The sequence below is a fragment of the Carboxylicivirga mesophila genome (genome assembly GCF_018271975.1).
In the GTDB taxonomy this organism is placed as follows: Bacteria; Bacteroidota; Bacteroidia; order Bacteroidales; family Marinilabiliaceae; genus Carboxylicivirga; species Carboxylicivirga mesophila.
Window position 1 is genome coordinate 114,725 of record NZ_JAGUCN010000017.1, and the last position, 18,437, is coordinate 133,161.

The 18,437-nt window shown below is 38.1% G+C and carries 11 protein-coding genes; all 11 read right to left on the reverse strand.

Annotated elements, in window-relative coordinates:
• Nucleotides 1-81 precede the first annotated feature (81 nt).
• Nucleotides 82-2,949, reverse strand: coding sequence for a hypothetical protein (locus tag KEM09_RS14860; protein ID WP_212229478.1), 2,868 nt, complete (start codon nucleotides 2,947-2,949; stop codon nucleotides 82-84).
• A gap of 171 nt (nucleotides 2,950-3,120) precedes the next feature.
• Nucleotides 3,121-3,567 carry a hypothetical protein gene (locus KEM09_RS14865; protein ID WP_212229479.1) on the reverse strand — a complete coding sequence of 149 codons (447 nt, stop codon included), beginning with the start codon at nucleotides 3,565-3,567 and terminating at the stop codon, nucleotides 3,121-3,123.
• Nucleotides 3,568-3,582: 15 nt separating this feature from the next.
• Complete coding sequence (locus KEM09_RS14870; RefSeq protein ID WP_212229480.1) at nucleotides 3,583-5,208, reverse strand: RagB/SusD family nutrient uptake outer membrane protein; 1,626 nt, start codon at nucleotides 5,206-5,208, stop codon at nucleotides 3,583-3,585.
• On the reverse strand, nucleotides 5,209-8,571 hold the full coding sequence (locus KEM09_RS14875) for a TonB-dependent receptor (protein WP_212229481.1): 3,363 nt from the start codon (nucleotides 8,569-8,571) through the stop codon (nucleotides 5,209-5,211).
• A gap of 76 nt (nucleotides 8,572-8,647) precedes the next feature.
• Nucleotides 8,648-9,622: a FecR family protein gene (locus KEM09_RS14880; protein ID WP_212229482.1), complete on the reverse strand. Its 975-nt coding sequence runs from the start codon at nucleotides 9,620-9,622 to the stop codon at nucleotides 8,648-8,650.
• 126 nt (nucleotides 9,623-9,748) lie between these two features.
• Nucleotides 9,749-10,366 carry an RNA polymerase sigma-70 factor gene (locus KEM09_RS14885; protein WP_212229483.1) on the reverse strand — a complete coding sequence of 206 codons (618 nt, stop codon included), beginning with the start codon at nucleotides 10,364-10,366 and terminating at the stop codon, nucleotides 9,749-9,751.
• 72 nt (nucleotides 10,367-10,438) lie between these two features.
• Nucleotides 10,439-13,621 carry a DUF5107 domain-containing protein gene (locus KEM09_RS14890; RefSeq protein WP_212229485.1) on the reverse strand — a complete coding sequence of 1,061 codons (3,183 nt, stop codon included), beginning with the start codon at nucleotides 13,619-13,621 and terminating at the stop codon, nucleotides 10,439-10,441.
• A gap of 446 nt (nucleotides 13,622-14,067) precedes the next feature.
• Complete coding sequence (locus KEM09_RS14895; protein WP_212229487.1) at nucleotides 14,068-14,733, reverse strand: transaldolase family protein; 666 nt, start codon at nucleotides 14,731-14,733, stop codon at nucleotides 14,068-14,070.
• Nucleotides 14,734-14,743: 10 nt separating this feature from the next.
• A complete protein-coding gene (locus KEM09_RS14900) occupies nucleotides 14,744-16,024 on the reverse strand; it encodes a zinc-binding dehydrogenase (protein ID WP_212229489.1) in 1,281 nt (426 codons plus the stop codon).
• Nucleotides 16,025-16,119: 95 nt separating this feature from the next.
• A complete protein-coding gene (locus KEM09_RS14905; protein ID WP_212229490.1) occupies nucleotides 16,120-17,205 on the reverse strand; it encodes an SDR family NAD(P)-dependent oxidoreductase in 1,086 nt (361 codons plus the stop codon).
• The gene (locus KEM09_RS14910) at nucleotides 17,192-18,427 is read right to left on the reverse strand and encodes a hypothetical protein (protein ID WP_212229492.1); all 1,236 of its coding nucleotides are present in this window, start codon (nucleotides 18,425-18,427) and stop codon (nucleotides 17,192-17,194) included. Before KEM09_RS14910 ends, KEM09_RS14905 begins: the two co-directional genes overlap by 14 nt.
• Nucleotides 18,428-18,437 lie beyond the last annotated feature (10 nt).

The following is an 18,437-nucleotide window of genomic DNA, read 5'->3' on the forward strand; positions in this document are numbered from 1 at the left end:
TAATCATCTGAAAGTAAGTGACAATAGGAAGTACCCCGGAACTGATTCATATCAGTTATAATAAACCTTCCAAGTTACTTCCTACTGTACTTGTACAATTCTATACTTAAGGATTGATTTATTATGATGCTCCAATTGAATCTTGCCATGTACTATTTGAAAAGGTACATTCCCCATTGGCCTGTCATTAATATCAAGCCCTTGAATTAATACCTTTGTTGTGCAACCAATAACAGCCGGATTAAAAGCTATGTATTCGAAGTCGTTCGCTGGAATGATTTCCCAACCAAAATTCTCGTTTTTAAAATACACCCTGCCATTGCATTTAAAATCATCAGTCTCGAATTCGGTTCCATGAGAATCTATATAGATTTGGTTGTCAGTCATATTAAACTCAGCATTTCCATTTGACTTCCAATCACTTACCTTTCCAAAGACTGAAATTACATTGTTTTGTGGCTGATAGGCCATAAAACCAAATTTTGGTAATATGTATTGTTTGCCTTCAGCTTCAAGAGTCCAATCTGTATCTGCAAAATTCACAAATACTTTAAAGCCCGATTCATATTCAAGTGCTAGTTGAGCATTACCAAGCAACTCATTCTTAATTGCTTCGGAAGAGTTAACAAACTTCTCCCCATCAAAGTACTGAATTTTTCTGATTGGAATCATGGAATAAAATGGCTGCAATGGCTGAAGCATGGCATAACGCTTTATTCGTTCAGCTATATCACCATTGACTAGTCCAATATGACCATATGCTAAAGTATAAGCCAGATACTCGGCTCCTTCAGTATAAACGTTTCCTGCATCCATCTCAAGCGGATGTATCTTTAATAACTGAAAGTCAGGAAAAACGTCTATCTTATTAAGTTTCGGATTGAAATTTGCATAATTTCCATCCACTAATCCTGCATACCACCAGTGATAGTTGCCTTCGGAATATACCGGCCCATGATAGGCTTTTTTCTCATTCATCAACACCAGGCCATAACATTCGTATGAGCGACGGAAAGTAGCAGCTCCAGGAACCCGGTAATCATAATCTACTCTTGAAATTGGAGACACTGCAGTATGCACATCGCAATAGCTATGATTGGTACCAAACGCTTTATGTATCTGAGGGGCCAGTTTTTCTTGCTGTTCAACGGCAATCATGGGTTTTGGCGAATAACAACGTGACCAACTAACTTCCCATCCGCCATTTGGCTCTCGCTTCACCCAATCCGGATCCCAATTTGCATTAACAGGTGCAAAATCGGTATAATTAGAATATAAACCGACTAACCATCCTTTACTTTTAATATTTTCAACTAATCTTTGAACGGCTGCATTACCACCTCTTCCGGGTGCTGTTTCTGTTCTGAAAGTATAGCTTTCGCCCCCATCACGCCAGATACCCTCGTGATACCGAACCGCGACTTCTTTTAAACCTAAAGCTCTCAATTCTTTGGCCTGCTGCTTAAGGTAATCGTGGTCTGGCGTTCCTTCAACCATCCAAAGACGATGGGCCATAACCGAACGCATTGGTGATTTCGGATTATCTACCGTAGGAAGCACCTCCTGCACATCGGTTGACACATTAATAAATATCTTCTCCTTTACCGGATTTCTAATCCCATTTGTTTTAGGAATATATCTGATACCATTGCTATACGATGCCCAACCATCTTTAATCTTATGACGCCCGGGAATAAAATCAGACGCATCTGAATAATACCAGTCTAATTGCTTAAAGAAAAATAAATCGTGACTATATAACACTTGAGGCATTCGATTTTCACCATATGTCAAAAAGGGTACTGTCACCAATTTAGCTGACTCATCAGCTTTGGTACTGCCAAGATTAATAGAACTAACTTGGCCTTCTTGGCCTTCTTCATGTATACCAACAATTAGAGACTTCTGTTTTATCGTATACCAGACACTGAACTTCACCTCTTTTTGCATGAAAGATGCTACGGCATTTACAAAAACAGTATCGTTCTTAATTTTAGATTTTCTGATATCCCAATTGACTATATCTACTCCTTCAAAATAAATCTCTGCTCCTTCATTAATAGGTACCTTCAGGTTTTCCTTTTTAACAGTTATCCCACTTAAAAGACCTTTTTCAATATTAAGTTCATATTGTAACTTCTGATCGTCTCCTTCATAAGTAAACAGGTAGTTCTTGCCCGTTTTTTTTATTGTATTTGTATACGCGCTTTTATTCAATGGTAGAATAGTTACATCTCTGACCGGGAATGGCAGTTTTTCGGGCCATTCATTGAAAGTAATCGGTTTTAGCTGTTCCTGATAAACATAAATTGGGCCTAAAAAATAATCTAACTCTAAATCTGGGATATTTCTTCTTCCTTTAAAGCGCACACCAATAAGCTTTGCCGGCATTTTAATATCCTCATTAACTTTTATATGACTCAAGTGCCAGTATTTATGTATCATGCCAGGATATCCTGCTTGTGTAAAGTCAAGTTCATGAGTTTGTCCATCGGCACCTTCAATAATAGCAAAATGCCTCATAGCTGTTTCCCATTTGGGTTCGCCCCACAGCCAATGCGCTCCATAATTCCAGAAATCAATGCAGTCCCATGGATTATTTATTACAATTGGCTTTTTAAGTCTTACTGTGATAGATGCTTTCTTATCTGTAGCTTTAAAACTTAGTTTACCACAATATTTACGATACAGCTGTTGTTCTTGCGTCTTGGTTAATGTAGCAATGCTATTTTCCGTTTCTAACTCCCAAATCTTATCATCTTCAAAAGTAACTAATGGCACTCTGGCCTCATTACGATTAGCCATTTCGTAAGGGGTCTTGGCCTGATGCCTGAATGGCTTGTCGTCATCTTGTATAACACCTTGAGCACTAGTCAAATTAGAACTTAAGAAATATATATTCAACAAAAAAAGAGCATTGATAAAACTAAACTGTTTGAGCAAAATCATAGCAACTGATATATTAACACTTTACATCCAAGAAGCAGCCTTTAATTCTTTTAACTGTAGATATAAAGTGGGATTATTGAAATTTATTACATCAAAAAAAATGTTAATCAAACTCACTACCAGAAGTAGTGAGTTTGATTTAATAATGTAACTTAAATACTATCAGAAATTTTAATAGTCACTTAAATTATTACTTATTCTGGTTGGGTAGCTATAACCTACTTGTCCATCTGTATTAATCGCATACATTCGAATTATGTACGCAGTATCTTTAACAGCAAATCCTTCTATAAGAGCTGTAGCAGCACCAACACCTGTTTTCTCAATCTCCCCAATCACCTTTACTGCATCACCTTCTAATTCAGGGAATTGCATTTCCAACACTGATTTAGTGGTCTTCAACTGCCACAAAACACCAACCTCCTTAATGGGCGATCCACCATCAGTATAAACACGACATCCAACTTCAGCAGAAGTTTCGGTTATAATAGGGCTTTTGCTTTCATCAAGTAATATATTAGGCCTTGATAATGTTGGCGTTTCAGCATCTTCATCACAACTACTAACCGTAAGTTGGAGGAGGAATACAGTAATAAATGTTAATATATATTTATACATAGTATTATTTTTTAATTAATTATAACCAGGATTCTGCTTCATATTTGAATTTGAATTCATTTCTTCACGAGGAATTGGCCAAACATAATCACGAGAAGTATTGAACGAACGAATGTCTAATACTTTTGTTTTATATTGCCATTTGTCTGTCGTTCCCATTCCATCTCCCGGATAGGACATATCTTGCAAATAGGTTGCATCATATCCATGAACATCCTTCATTACATCTTCCATAATCCCCCAACGTCTGATATCATTTAGGCGATGACCTTCAAAAACAAGCTCTATACGTCTTTCATTTCTAATTACTTCACGCATATCATCTTTGCTTAAACCGGGCATCGCATCAGAAAGTTTTGCCATACCTGCTCTCACTCTCAAATCATCAATCGCAGCATATACACTCATATCAGGACCTGCAGATTCATTTTGCGCTTCTGCAAAATTTAATAGAACCTCTGCATATCGAATAAAGAGTTTATTAGTACCTTCACTTTTTGTTCTATCAAGAGCTTTACCGTTATTAATCCATTTCTTTGGTTTAAAACCAGAACCACCTAAAATCCAATTTTCTTCAAAACGTTGATCTATACGTCCCCAAAATTCAATTGTCCAGGGAGCACCCGGATAATAAAGCGATGCCTCCAAACGTGGATCTCTATTCATATATGGATTTTCTGGATCATAACCTGAATTAGGATCTGTTATAGGCAGTCCGTTAGCCATATAATAAGATTCAGCTAACTCTAATGTCGGTAGGAAAGATGGCCACCATTCCATTAAAGGCATTTGAAAAAAAGATGGATTAATCTGAGGTGTATAATGCACTTCGAAAATCGCTTCTGTATTAGAGACTTCTACTTCATTATCTTCTATAAATAGTCCTTCATAATCCTTATACAGGCTGTATTTTCCAAGATCCATACAGTCCTTTGCTGCTTTTGCAGCATTAGCCCATTGTTTTTCATATAGGTAAACTCTTGACAAGAATGAATAGGCTGCACCGCGCGTTATTCGCCCTTGATCATCAGGCCTATCATAACTTTCAGGTAAAATTGGAATAATATCATTAAGATCTTGAATTATTTGAGCAATTATATCTGATTTTGCAGTTCTTGCAGGTTCCTTGTTTTCTAAATCAGGAGCATCCAGAATTAACGGTACATCGCCGAAAAAATTCACTAAGTCATGATAATACCAAGCACGTAAAAACTTTACTTCTGCAATGTAACGCGGAATATTATCAGATATAAGTGTTGAATTTTCAATCGCTTCTAAAAAGGCATTGGCTCGTGCGATACCTGAATAATTACGCTTCCAATGAGCTTCAACCCTAAAATTCTCAGCGGTCACTGTTCCTCTGGCAAAATCTGTTGCACCTTCCCAAGGTGAACGGTTAAAAGCATTATCTGTCATTACATCGTAATACATTGGATAAACTCTCAACCACAAATTATCATCACTGCTAAAGTCAATATTATTGTAAACACCGTTTACTACAGTTTCAACTTGCTTCTCCGTATTCATAAAATCTTCTGGACGACTAAAGTCTTTCGGATCAGTATCCAGGTAGTCCGCACATGCGCTCATTACAAGAGCGATGACTAATATATTTAGTTTACTAATAATCGTTCTCATCATCTAAAATTTAATGTTTACACCCATTGAAAATATTCTCGTCTGTGGATATTGCAGAGTATTTGTTGTTGTACTTGGCTTCTCAGGATCGAAACCATAGCGCATTTTTGTCCATGTCAGTGCATTCTGAATATTTCCATATACACGAACATGAGAAACCCCAATACCTTCAAGCAAACGTTTTGGTATAGTATAACCAATAGTAACATTTTTCAAACGCAGATAAGAAGCATCCTCCATGTAATAATCAGATACAATATTAAACCTGTTTGGCTCGCTGTATAATCTTTGGATATTACTATCTGGATTATCTTCTGACCATGCATCCCGATACCAAGCACCAGTTGCAGCAGCTCCTCCATGAAAAGGTGCAGTTATCATTCCCTGGTTAAGAGAATTAACTCCAAAAACTCCTTGGAAAAATAGACCTAAATCCCAATTACGCCATCCTAAGTCAAGATTACTCGAAAATACCCAATCTGGATAAGGCTTTCCTAAAATAGTCCTATCATCAGCTGTTATGACACCATCCCCATTCAAATCTGCAAATCGAATATCACCAGGTTGAGCAACCATACCTGCATAAGCAGTCCCAATCTCTGAATTAAGGTGATTATCTATCTCATCTTGTGATCTATAAAGTCCTTCTGTTTTAAATCCATAAAATGAGTTAAACGGTTTTCCAACTTCCCACATCAAGTTATTGTCAAAAATTATAAAATCCTGACCACCAAGATCTGTGATCTCATTTGTCGTACTTGATGCCGTAATACTTGCTTTAATATCAAGCTCCTTATACTTTCCAACATAAGTGGCCATCATTTCTACCCCTCTATTCTCCATTGCTGCGGCATTTACAAATGGAGCCTCTGATAGTCCTAAGGTACCTGATACAGGAAGTTGCATCAGAATATCCTTATTTGTCTTAACAAAGTAATCAAATGTTGCAGTAATCTTATTTCTAATTAAACCGATATCAAAACCTAAATTTAACTGTTCGGATGTTTCCCATGAAGTCGATCGATCAGCAAGCCTGGTAATTGCTGCAGCAGAATATAAAGTGTTATTAAAGTTATATGTCAGATTTGAACTCATCCTATTACTTGCCGCATAATAATCACCAATTGCCTCGTTTCCTAATTGCCCCCATGAAGCCCTTAGCTTCAAATTGGCCAGCCAGTCCGCAGATTCTAGAAATGATTCTTCAGACACGCGCCATCCAATTGAAGTTGATGGAAATGTTCCCCACTTATCTTCAAACCTGGAACTTCCATCTTTACGTAATGTCGCCTCTAGCATATATTTATTTAGTATATTAAAATTAAGACGACCATAATATGACAACCAAGAGCCCTCATAAGCTGAAGAACCATTCTTTTGTGTGGCTGGATCTCCAATGCCCATACTTGGAACATTAACAGGGAAATTAGTTCTACTCATGGAATACTGCTTATAACTTAATTCGCGTGCTTCAAAACCAGCTAAAGCATTAAAATCAATACTCTCGCCAATTTTACTGGAGTAATTAATCTGCGAATCAGCCATTTTTGTTAAAGATGTTTCTCTATAGTTTTCTAAGATTGCTTGAGTAGGCGTGTTCTCCAACAACTGACCATTATCTTGTAATGCGTAAAAAGTCAAAGAAGGATTCCATATTTCCAACTCGTTTGATGAACTATACAAGTTGTATGATGCATCAATTTTTAAGCCTTTTACAACTTCAAGACTGGCAGCCATTCTAACATTTATTGGTGTTGATTTCGTCTGTCTATATCCACCTTCTTCTTTTGCGGCCCAATTACTTCCGTAACCAGTGTAACCTACTGTTGGTATATATTTTCGAACAGTTGATGGAGCCACATAAACGTTATAAATTGCATTATCCATACCTGCAACCACATCATTTGTTATTTGATCATAACCCGACAAATTGAGATCTAAGCGTAACTTATCCTTGAAAAAATAAGAACTAAAATTAGATCGAATAGTCAGTTTTTTAGTATCATTCCCATCTACAATACCATCCTGATTAAGATAGCCTACAGAAACAGAATACAAGAGGTTATCTGAACCTCCAGATATATTAACGTGATTATCATATATTGCTGCAGATCTAAATGTATCGGAAATCCAATCATAATCAGTTGGATACATCATTGGATCAACATTATTTCTGTAATTATACATGTATTCATCATTGTACCATGTAGGGTACTGACCATTATTCGAATTGGCTTCGGCTTGTGCTCGTAACTCAAGGTACTCGACACCTTTAAGAATATCAGGCATTTCTGTCACTTGCTGAACACCAGCATATCCTTTATAATCAACTTTCATTTGGCCAGATTTGCCCTTTTTTGTCGTAATTAATATAACACCGTTAGACGCCCTGTTTCCATATATGGCAGTTGACGCAGCATCTTTAAGTATTGATATATTCTCTAAATCCTTCGGGTTTACATCTGCAAGATCACCGACCATACCATCAATAATAACCAAAGGTTTACTATTACCAAAGGTTCCAATACCACGAATTAGTATCTGGGCATCATCATTTCCAGGCTGACCAGAAGTTTGCGAAATAAATGCACCTGCAACCTGCCCTTGAAGGGCTGCACTTGTATTTGTTAAAGGTCTACTTTGCAGGCCTTCAGGCATTACAGACTCAACTGCACCAGTAAGATTTGCCTTTTTCTGAGTTCCATAACCAACTACAACAACTTCATCTAAACCCGTTGCTTCCTCCACTAAAGTAACATTGATTGTCTTTCTATTGGCTACCTGAACAGTTTGCGTATTAAATCCTATAAATGAAAACGTTAAAGCAGTTTCTCCTGAACTAATTTCAATCGAATAGCTACCATCAAATCCTGTAATGACTCCATTCATTCGATTTGCTTGTTCAAAAATATTAGCACCAGGAATTGGTTCTCCATTAGAATCGGTAACAATACCTTTTACTGTAACCGAAACCTGTTGAGCATTGATTATAATTTCATTATTTTCTTTAGGTAAGAAAATAATGAAATCATCTTGTATCCGATAAATAAACTCAGAGCCTTTAAGAACCTCATCCAATACATTCATCATCTCTTCCTGATGAATATTCATTGTTACTTTCCGGCTTAAATCTCCTAAATCAGAACTAAAAACGAAGCGAAAGCTGCTTTGACTTTCAATGTCTTCAAGAACATCAACAATTGAAGCATTGTTGACCTTGAGACTGATTTTATTTCCTTGTGCACTAACCCCTGCTGTCAGATGCAAACTAAATGCGAGTAATAAAATGGATAAAATTTTCATAACCCTCAATAATTTACGAGCCTCTCTGTCTATAGGAGGCTTAATAATTCGCCAATTTTTCATACATTTGATAATTAAAGTTAATTAAACTGATAGTGGTTTAACAGGGAAGTGTGTTGCAGACATTTCCCTGCTTTTTTTATTTCTTATATCGTACGTTATCTAGTTTCACTTCATAACAATTGCTTTTATTCGCTATCCTAATTGGAACTGAAAGCTGTATAATTTCGAGTACCTTATTTAGTGGATCATCTTTAATTGTCAGTGAAATTTTTAAATCCTTCAGTGCACTCTCGTCGTCTAAGTCAAACTTTACTCCATATCTTTTCCCCAACTGTTTGAAGAAGTTTTCTAGAGTTTCATCTCGAATTATCAGATCATCTTTTGACCAAACTATTTGCTCGAGTGAGTTTATCTCACTAACATCAATGTCTTTAGTGGATAATTGATAAGTAGCTTGCTGACCTGGTTTTAGAATCTTTTGACAGCTACTATTATTATCAACTGTAAGCATCACACTTCCACTCTCTAAATAAACATCAACTTTATTGGCAGCCATGTCATGATTAATATTAAAGCGCGTACCTAATACCTCAACATTTAATGGACCACTATTCACATTAAACTTCAAACCACTGTGCTGAACATCGAAAAAAGCTTCTCCGTTGAGATATACTTCCCGTTTAAATATGAATTGAAGAGCATTATAAGAAAGTGATGAATTTTCATTCATAATGACTTTGCTACTATCAGGTAATACAACTTCAAAACGTTGTCCTAATTTTGTTTGAACTAAAACATCCTGTTCAATTGCAGCTTGGTACAACATTATCGCAGCAATACATAGAAATGCAACTACAACAGATGCAATTGAAAGCAAAACGACCTTTAACTTTGATTTAGGTTGAGATTTTTTAGTAAGTTTATTTTTAACTGCTTGCCAGTCTGCCTCTGTTCTAAAGTGAAATACCTTTTTTGTATTCGACTTCCACAGCTCTTTTTGTTGTTCAAAGTACTTCTTATTACCATCAGAGGCTCTGATATAATCCAATAATTCAATGAGTTCAGCATTGGATGCCGTTCCATTTAAATATTTGACAATTAATTTATCCATATGCACTTTGTTCGTTACAGACTTAAATACACATAGTGATCGCAAAACCCTACTTTTTTCGGAATAAAACTTTTCACATAGTTGATAAAAGGATAGCGTGAGTAATTTTCACAAAGAAACACAAGGCTATAACAGAGGGCGATTTAGGTGGTTAATTACTATAATAGCAACAATTGTCAATTCAGGATATTTATTTTCAATATGAATACGAATTTGCCTTTTTGCGTTGGAAATGTGCTTTTCAACGGCCTTAACCGATAAGTTCAGTTCCATTGCTACATCTTTCTGTCTTTTTCCTTCAAACTTACACAATTCAAATATCCTTCTGCACTTCGGAGATAATTGTTTACATGCTTCTTTTAGCTCTTTATGAAGTAATTCTTCTAAAGGCTCTTCTTCATGACCTATAAAATCAATTTCACTTAAAAACTGAAGATCTTGTATTTCCTGAGAATAGAGTTTTAAATGTCGACTATGAATTGCTTTGTCCCGCAGATAATTGATACAACGATTTCGCACTAATTTAAAAACAAAAGACTCTATCGACATATCAGTCTTCAGTTCTTGCTTCATATTCCATACGCTAATGAAAGCCTCTTGAACGATATCCTTTACCTCCTCCTCTTCATTAACAAATAATGAAGTATAATTAAAAAGTCTCATATAGGAGTTTCGAAAGAAGTACTCAAAGGCATCTTCATCTCCTTTTTTAATCAATTCGAACAATAAGTTATCGGTAGACATGCAAATCTATATACTTTATGAAGCGTTCATTAATACCAATTATTAAAGATAACATCTAATTCTGAAAACATATTATAAAGTATTCCTTCCGCTATGATTAAACTTGCTTATATAACCCAGCTGCACTAAGGAATCGTAAATATTTTTACTAATAATAAACTCCACATCAATAAATTTTGTATCGTAAGCCTGAACCTCTTGGTTACTGTTTGCAATTTGATCTAAAAGTTCACTGGTTGCTTCACCCAAGTATAATTCATTTACCCATTTGACATACAGGTTATCAGGTTCATTATTTAATGCTTGCTGTATAATAGATGTAGCTTCTGCCTTCTGATCGTGTTGGTTTAGTACTAATACCTGCCACAATAATTTGGAACTTTCATTAAGATATTTTGGGGTACGATGATTAATAATCTTATTATAATACTTTCTCGCTTCATCCTCCTTACCTAGTTGAGCATATGCTAATGCTATAAGATAATCATCCAGTCGTTCATCTACATCGTAATGTTTTCCAACACCCAGATTTAACGGCCACTCCTTAGCTCTTTTAGCGTACTCAATAACATCTCTATAGCTCTTATCCTCAAATGAGCGAAACGCTAATCTTAAACATACCTCATGGTAGATATTTCGTCCTTCTGTTGCTCCTTCGTAAGGCATCACTTCAAATTTTTCGAGAAACGAAAGACATTGCTCGTATTTCTTTTGCCTAAGCAGGCTATTGGCATATAACATCCCAAACTTGGAGTTCTCCGGATATAACCGATGATACTTGCCAGACAACTTTTCAGCCTTTTGAAGCTCATTACTATTGATATAATTCTGTATCAAACACAAATTTAAGCGCCAATCATTTTTATCAATTTCAAAAGCACGCTTTAAACAGTTGTCGGCAACCTTCTGATTGTTGTCAAATAAATTCATTTTAGACAGGTAAAAAGCTACAAAATCGGGCTGTTCACCGCATTTTTCAAAATAGCTTTTGGCATCATCCAGGCATCCTATGTGCCAACTTATAATCCCGGAAAAATAGGGTAGCCTCCAATCTGAACTGTCCTGCATTAACCGGCTCAGTATTCTTAAAGTTTCTTTCCGGTGGGGAAAAGTGTTTTTTGCTGACATGTCTGTTAATTGTGCCAAATGCGTTGCCCTATTTTCAGCATCTAGAAAAGCCAACCATGCCATGATAATAGGATGCTCAAAGTGTTTGCCTGATTCTAAAACCATTATCGCTTCATCATTTAAGCCCATTTTATGGTACTTAACAGCCAAATCGAGTATTGTTTCATGGGGTAGTTCGTTAGTAATCTGTTTCAGCCATTCTTTGTTAACAATTCCATCTTTATAATTATTTTCAAAAGCAACAAAGGCATTACAGGGATCGAGTTCAAACAAACCGGTTAAGGCCTCTTCTTTCAATACATCTTGCTGGTTTAACCTATAAGCAATGACTAATATTTCAAAGGCTCTCAAATTCTTTTGATTATACAAAAGGGCTTTCTTGGCATATTTTATTGCCTCATCAACCTTTTGCATATCAATGGAAAGCTCGGCCAGTTTTACCAATGACGCTGATCGAAATGCTATTGATTGAGATGCTATAGAGAAAGCACTCATGGCGTCATCTATTTCATCCAATTCACTTTTAATCAATCCCTGTACATAATTGGCTAATGGATCATAGGTATCGATTGCCAATGCTTGCAAACTATACCCTAAAGCGCTCTCAAATTTGGCTTTTCGATAGTTAAGTAATGCCAGCCTGCCAATAACAGGCATGAAAGTTGATTCAATTTCATATGCCAATGTATAGGCGTGCTCCGCTTCTGCATATCGCCGCTGTTTCTCCAGTTCCAATCCTTCTGTATATTTACCATAGGCTGTGCTCCAGTTAAAATCTTGTGCTGAAGTCACGGGTCGGTCCAAATAGTCCTCCGACGATTTTGAATCAAAACCGATTAATTGCTTGCCTATTTCAATTTTATAGGCCTTTCCCTGTTTCAAACCAATCTTTTGCTTATACAATTGAAGTGGCCGCAGATCAATAGTTTCATTCAATACAATTTCGTCATTGCATGTGACTACAAGTGATGATTGCAAAGGTTGCAAGGGACTTAAGAATATTTCCAGGCTATCTTCACGGTGGCTTGTGTTTAAGATTCCGTATTCAGAGGCGGCCACCATGCCTTCTGTATCCTTTAAGGGGAACCAAAGTTCTCGCATCACATCAGAATCAAATGGTAAAAATTCCCTGTGCTTAAAAGGAGTAAATGTACTGCTGTGAGCAGCCTGATTAAATAGCTTTCCTGCCTGATATTCTATATACTGGCCATCTCCATCAGATAACAAATCTTCCCATATCATTCCTTGATCCGAAAGCCCCCATATCCAAATCTTTCGTCCTGGTTTATCATCATAATCAGCATAATGCCCAAAACCAAACTTATCTTTATGCCAATAGCCACCAAAAAAGTTAGAATACTTATTGATGATATGATATGATTTATAGATTCCAAAATTATTCTCTTCATACATGGCAATATGCCTGCCATTATCAAACGGCCATTCTCCAACCTCACCCCCATGCCCAATTCTTTTATTGCCTGGATAAATAAACTCAAGATCACCAGCCGCTTTAGCGGCTGCATTCATCCAGTGATAATAAGTAACAGGTACGTCCGACGTATTATGCCATGAGGCAATCGTTTCAAAAAACGCTTTATCCTTTTCCAGCTTTATTTCAACATTCCACCTCGAACCCGAAGGTAGATCTATTGCTCCTACCACACAGGCAACACTACCATCTTCATTCTCCTTAATCATGTAATCAACCGGAGTAGCACAGGTGGGTATATGACCAATATCTCCAAAGTTATATTCCAATCCGCCTGAAGACCAGGCTCCCCGCATGGCCACATCCCTAAATTTCACACTGTGGTTATAATACAAAAACTCCTTACCTGTGGATTTCTCTATCGCCCCCCAAACCTTTCCGCCAATATCGGGACATACAAAAACTTTTATGAATTCATTTTCAAGCACAACCATTTTCCATGCTTGCATAACCCCATGTCTTTTATACCCGTCAAACCTAAAGTATGGATAAATCCGATCAGGATTTACAACTGGATTTGGATCATAGAATGAATATGTATTCATTTCTACCCACTGCTCACTTATGGTTGCCTTTTGAGCTTGACTAAATGATGCTACACTTAACATGGCTATGAGAACAATTAATGGTTTCATAATATTTGAATTTTTTTTACGTAATATGCTTAAGATTTAACTCCCCGAATTAAACAACTACTAGTTTTTTGAACATCTCTAATCATCATTCGTTTCCCAACTTTTAAGATATCATGCATAAATTATGGTTCAATTCCTTCACATATACACCGAAGTTGAAGATTAAGAGTTAGACTTGTTCCGTTAAGTTTCGAAATCTTATTTTTTAAACGTCCGAAATTAAGTCTTAATATTTAATTGGCAAAAATTTATATGGTCTTAATTATTGAAATTCAGAGTCTCGTTAATACGGTGGAATATTGAATTATACCGCATAGGATGATTGATGCCTCTTACCTCTCCCCCTGCCTTGAGGTAGAATATTGACAACTATTGAGTTACAAAAAAGAGGCTCCTTTAACGAGCCTCTTTCCAGTTTGAAGAACTATTCTACTGCATATGTGCAGTCAAAAATCAATATCGTATAGGCCATCTGCATCTTTTTCAAACCATTCCACACTCATATCAGTCATTGGATGGCTGCGTAAGCGCTCTAATATTTCAAAATTTACTGTGGCTGCCTGACTTCCCATCATACTTACCCGATGCACCTGGTCAACTGTCTTAAAGCTTGCAGCCAGCACCTTTGTTGGCAAGTTGAAGCGCTCAATATTTTCGACAATATTCCCCACCACTTCGATACCATGTGATGAGATGTTATCCAATCGGTTAACATAGGGCGCTACCCAATCGGCTCCTGCTCTGGCTGCCACCAACGCCTGTTGCTGTGTGAAAATAGCTGTTGCTGTCACATTTATACCAGCCTCTTTAATCATCGGCATGGCTTTGTACCCTTCTTCAGTCACAGGGATTTTAGCATAGTAATTATCGCCCAAGCCATATTTTGCTTTATAGGCTTTTGCCTCACGCAGCATATCTTCTGCCCTGCTGCTAATCATCTGCACATGCAGCATTTTATCCTGAACAACTTCAATCAGCTCAGGCATAATAACAGACAGTTTTTTGCCTGCCTGAGCAATAATTGTTGGATTGGTCGTTATACCTTCTAAGGGAAAGTAATAAAACAGTTTTTTTAACTCATCAATATCAGCTGTATCCGCTAAATAAATCATTCTATTCAGTTTAATTGTTTAAGCCTTCAAAGTTAGCCAATAAGTAGGTTTCCGCCTCCACATTCCATAATCCATTGTGCCTGTCACATATTTCGGCCAATCCTGCATAAACAGGATTTATTTTCCCCTTCTCTTTAAAATCAGAAATGGCTGTCAATGGCATTTCCACATGCGGATAAATCAATTTCTTACCACCAGGAATATTAGGCAGATCAAGAGTGGCTTCAGGCACCACATTTAAGCCCCCAATGTGCGTTACCAGTCCGGCAGGGTCAAGCCCTTTGGTCATTATCTCCAATGCCTCCTTCATATCATAGGTATTTCCACCGGATGTACCAACCACATGCGTATAGGCATAATGAACATTATAAAAATTCATCTTAGCTGAGAAATCGGCCTTGGAGGGCCCGGCAAAAAAGTTCAGACAGCCATCAAAACCAAGGATGGCATCTCCCTGTTCAATTACCTGTGGTACGGGCGCAAACACAAACACATCATTAAACCCTTCACCATCAGCAATCTTGCGCAATCCCTCAACAGCATTATCCATGAACAATGTATTCACATAACGCAGATCGATACCGCGCGATGCGGCAAACTCAACCGTATACAAGCTGGCAGCTCTGTCCAATCGTTCCTGATCAATATCCGTCACCACTAAAAGAGATGGTTTTCTATCTTCGCGACGTAACGCATAATTGATGGCTGCCAGCCCCATTGGACCTACACCTGCCAGGATGGCCATTTTACCTCCTTCCACTATCTCCATATCATGCACATAACTGCCTGCTTTGGTATGATAGTTGGCATGCATGGCACCTATGACGCAACTTAAAGGCTCAGCCAATGAAGCCGGATAAAAACCAGGACCTTCGTAAACCAGCAGGCAATCCTGAACCAACACATCTTTGGGAATGATTACATAAGTAGCATCTCCGCCAATGTACTGATACGAGTAGCCCGGCGCACTTAATACACCTACAGGCCCCTCTTCGTAATAGATAGCCGGTTGAATGGAGAACTTCTGACCAGGCTTGAACCGATGCGTCCAGCTGGCTCCCACTTCCATAATCTCACCTGCAAACTCATGCCCGATTATGATTGGACTATCCGCAATATTATCGGGCACTCGCTTATGGTCAGCTGCCTGATTAGCGGCTTTATAACTTGACATACATAAGCTATCGGTCACTACCTTAGCCAGAATCTCATCATTTGATATCGGTGGTAAATCAAATTCTTCAATGCGAAGATCCTGCTTACCATATAATCGTACTGCTTTTGTTTTCATATTTATTTGTATAAAGAAGCAAGAGTTTGGTAAAACACTTTAAATTAAAGGCGATGTTTATACCGTCACATCCAACATCAATTATCACACATCTACTATTTCAGCATTTCCTGTCCACCAGTTACCGGAATGGCCTGCCCTGTTTCATACAGCTGATCAATCGCATACAATATGGCTTTGGTCACATCTCCGACCCGGCACCCGCGTTTAGCCGGCACCTGCATCTCATAGTGCGCCTGCACATCCTCAATGGTTTTAGCACCAGGCACTTTACCCGCTTTCAGGTATTGTATAAAGAGTCCATTCTCAGGATCACTCCATAAGGGGCCATCAAAGAAGTTACCTGGACAGATGGAATTTACCTTAATATTGTAGGGCATCAGTTCCAATGCAAACGACTGGGTTAGTCCAATACCACCGAACTTTCCTCCGGCATATGCAAAATTGCGGTTGCTGCCTTTTAGGCCTGACTTTGAGTTAATCTGAATAATATCCATAAAGTGATGCGGTGCCACAGATGCCTGAAGTTTCATCACGTGCGAAGCATGCTTGGCGCAATAAAAATAACCACTGTAATTCACTTTTGTCATTAGCTCAAAAGTTTCAGGAGTCATCTCGTCCAATCCGCCGGCACGGAGTATACCTGCATTGCTGATAATAACATCTATGCCACCGAGTGCCATCACCGTTTGATCAATCATCTCTTTCACCGAATGCGGATCACTTACATTAACTTTTACATACAGGGCCTTATTACTCTGTCCGCGGGCATTTAGTTTGCTGACCATGGCATCTCCGGCTTCCTCATTCAGGTCAGTCACAACAATGTGTGCACCTTTGGCAAACAGTTCTTCAGCCACACCTCCACCAAAGCCTTGCGCACCACCTGTAATAATAACAATCCGATTTTTAATTATTTCATTAAACCCGGCCTCATCCCTGGGAGCATCAATCGAAATTCGCCCTTTTCCTTTGACAAGAACAGTTTTAACAGGCTGAGCAGCCTGAGAAAGCTGAGCCTGTAAAGCAGTTATCAAGCTTGCTTTATCACCACTTTGGTCGATGCTGATGCATGCGGTTTCTGAATCTGACACATCCGTTTTAGCCTCCGTCTTACAACAGACCAAGCCATCATCCGATAACAGCATACGCACCACAGGTATTATATCAATCAACTTCATGAAGTTCTTTTTTACAGGTTACATATTTAATCAGGGCATTGCCCAATTGGTAAAATTCGTTTCTTCTTTCCTGAATCAACACGCCATGTTCATCTAAAATACCATGGCCATTGCTGGCGTATAAATATTGATGGGCAGCCAAAATGCAAGCACCTTCGTAATTTATCTCCATCAATTCATTATCAAGTGGCACACCTCCTTTAGCCATCACTTCAAGAGGCTGATGTCCAGGACTATTATGCTCTGTTCCGAAGCTGACTACAAAACCTTGATTTCTTAAGTAAGTGGCATACTCTTTCAGGACCTGGAGAGAATTTCGTGCAGGTATAAGTTCAACAGAATAAATGTTGCGCCGCTTCAGTTCGGCCGCTACTTTATGCAGTTCACGTTCAAAATCGGTATATCCCTTAACCGCATCAGCCAAAAACGGATATGTTGGTACCCCCCCGGCTTTGAGAATAATTTCTTTGATTACACTACTGTCTGCAAAAGCCTCCGGGCTTTCTTCCACATAGGCAGGCTTGCCTGATTTTAATAAAGCACTTCGGATTTCATTTTCCATCCCAGAGGATGAATGAAGGTGACTTTCAAAACACTTGTCACCAAATAACAGTAAATAAAAACCTAACAAGCGCTCGGTAGAATAATAGTGTCGTTCGGCCAACATGCGGATAGCTAATGCCAAATGTCGTTCACGCACATGCCCGTTGGTCAGGTTCTTTTTAATGGATTCAAAATTCAACTCATAACCAAAGCCAACCGTCTTAAACCAGTTATTCATCTTTTTTATCATCTCTTCGGAGCGCTTATTATTCACAGTCATGATATCGTCCAGAATACTTTGGTCATTGGCAGACAATACCGACGGATAGGCCAATGCTTTACCACTGATATAGATTCGGCCCGGATTAGATGGATCATTGATCAGGAGGCCGCTTTTCTTATCCTCACGATTTATACCAATAAACTCAACATTTAATAAGGGAAACAGCCCTCTTTTAATAGCGCCATCACACCATTGCGGATAAGCTTCGAAGGTATAAAAATCATTAACCCCCACCACCTGCACATTTTCTTCCACAGCCTGATCTAAAGCCTCATCAATACTGCCAAACGCACTAAATGAAAAAGGTGTGTGAATATGATTATTGACTTTTAATGGTTTTATCTCCCCCGAAGCTCCTTCGGGAGAGAAATCCTTAAAGTATTCGATATAACTCATGAGCCACCTG

Excerpts from the sequence above, each read along its gene's own strand:
- KEM09_RS14860 (WP_212229478.1), bottom strand. The coding sequence starts at position 2,949 with ATGATTTTGCTCAAACAGTTTAGTTTTATCAATGCTCTTTTTTTGTTG.
- KEM09_RS14865 (WP_212229479.1), bottom strand. The coding sequence starts at position 3,567 with ATGTATAAATATATATTAACATTTATTACTGTATTCCTCCTCCAACTT.
- KEM09_RS14870 (WP_212229480.1), bottom strand. The coding sequence starts at position 5,208 with ATGATGAGAACGATTATTAGTAAACTAAATATATTAGTCATCGCTCTT.
- KEM09_RS14875 (WP_212229481.1), bottom strand. The coding sequence starts at position 8,571 with ATGAAAAATTGGCGAATTATTAAGCCTCCTATAGACAGAGAGGCTCGT.
- KEM09_RS14880 (WP_212229482.1), bottom strand. The coding sequence starts at position 9,622 with ATGGATAAATTAATTGTCAAATATTTAAATGGAACGGCATCCAATGCT.
- KEM09_RS14885 (WP_212229483.1), bottom strand. The coding sequence starts at position 10,366 with ATGTCTACCGATAACTTATTGTTCGAATTGATTAAAAAAGGAGATGAA.
- KEM09_RS14890 (WP_212229485.1), bottom strand. The coding sequence starts at position 13,621 with ATGAAACCATTAATTGTTCTCATAGCCATGTTAAGTGTAGCATCATTT.
- KEM09_RS14895 (WP_212229487.1), bottom strand. The coding sequence starts at position 14,733 with ATGATTTATTTAGCGGATACAGCTGATATTGATGAGTTAAAAAAACTG.
- KEM09_RS14900 (WP_212229489.1), bottom strand. The coding sequence starts at position 16,024 with ATGAAAACAAAAGCAGTACGATTATATGGTAAGCAGGATCTTCGCATT.
- KEM09_RS14905 (WP_212229490.1), bottom strand. The coding sequence starts at position 17,205 with ATGAAGTTGATTGATATAATACCTGTGGTGCGTATGCTGTTATCGGAT.
- KEM09_RS14910 (WP_212229492.1), bottom strand. The coding sequence starts at position 18,427 with ATGAGTTATATCGAATACTTTAAGGATTTCTCTCCCGAAGGAGCTTCG.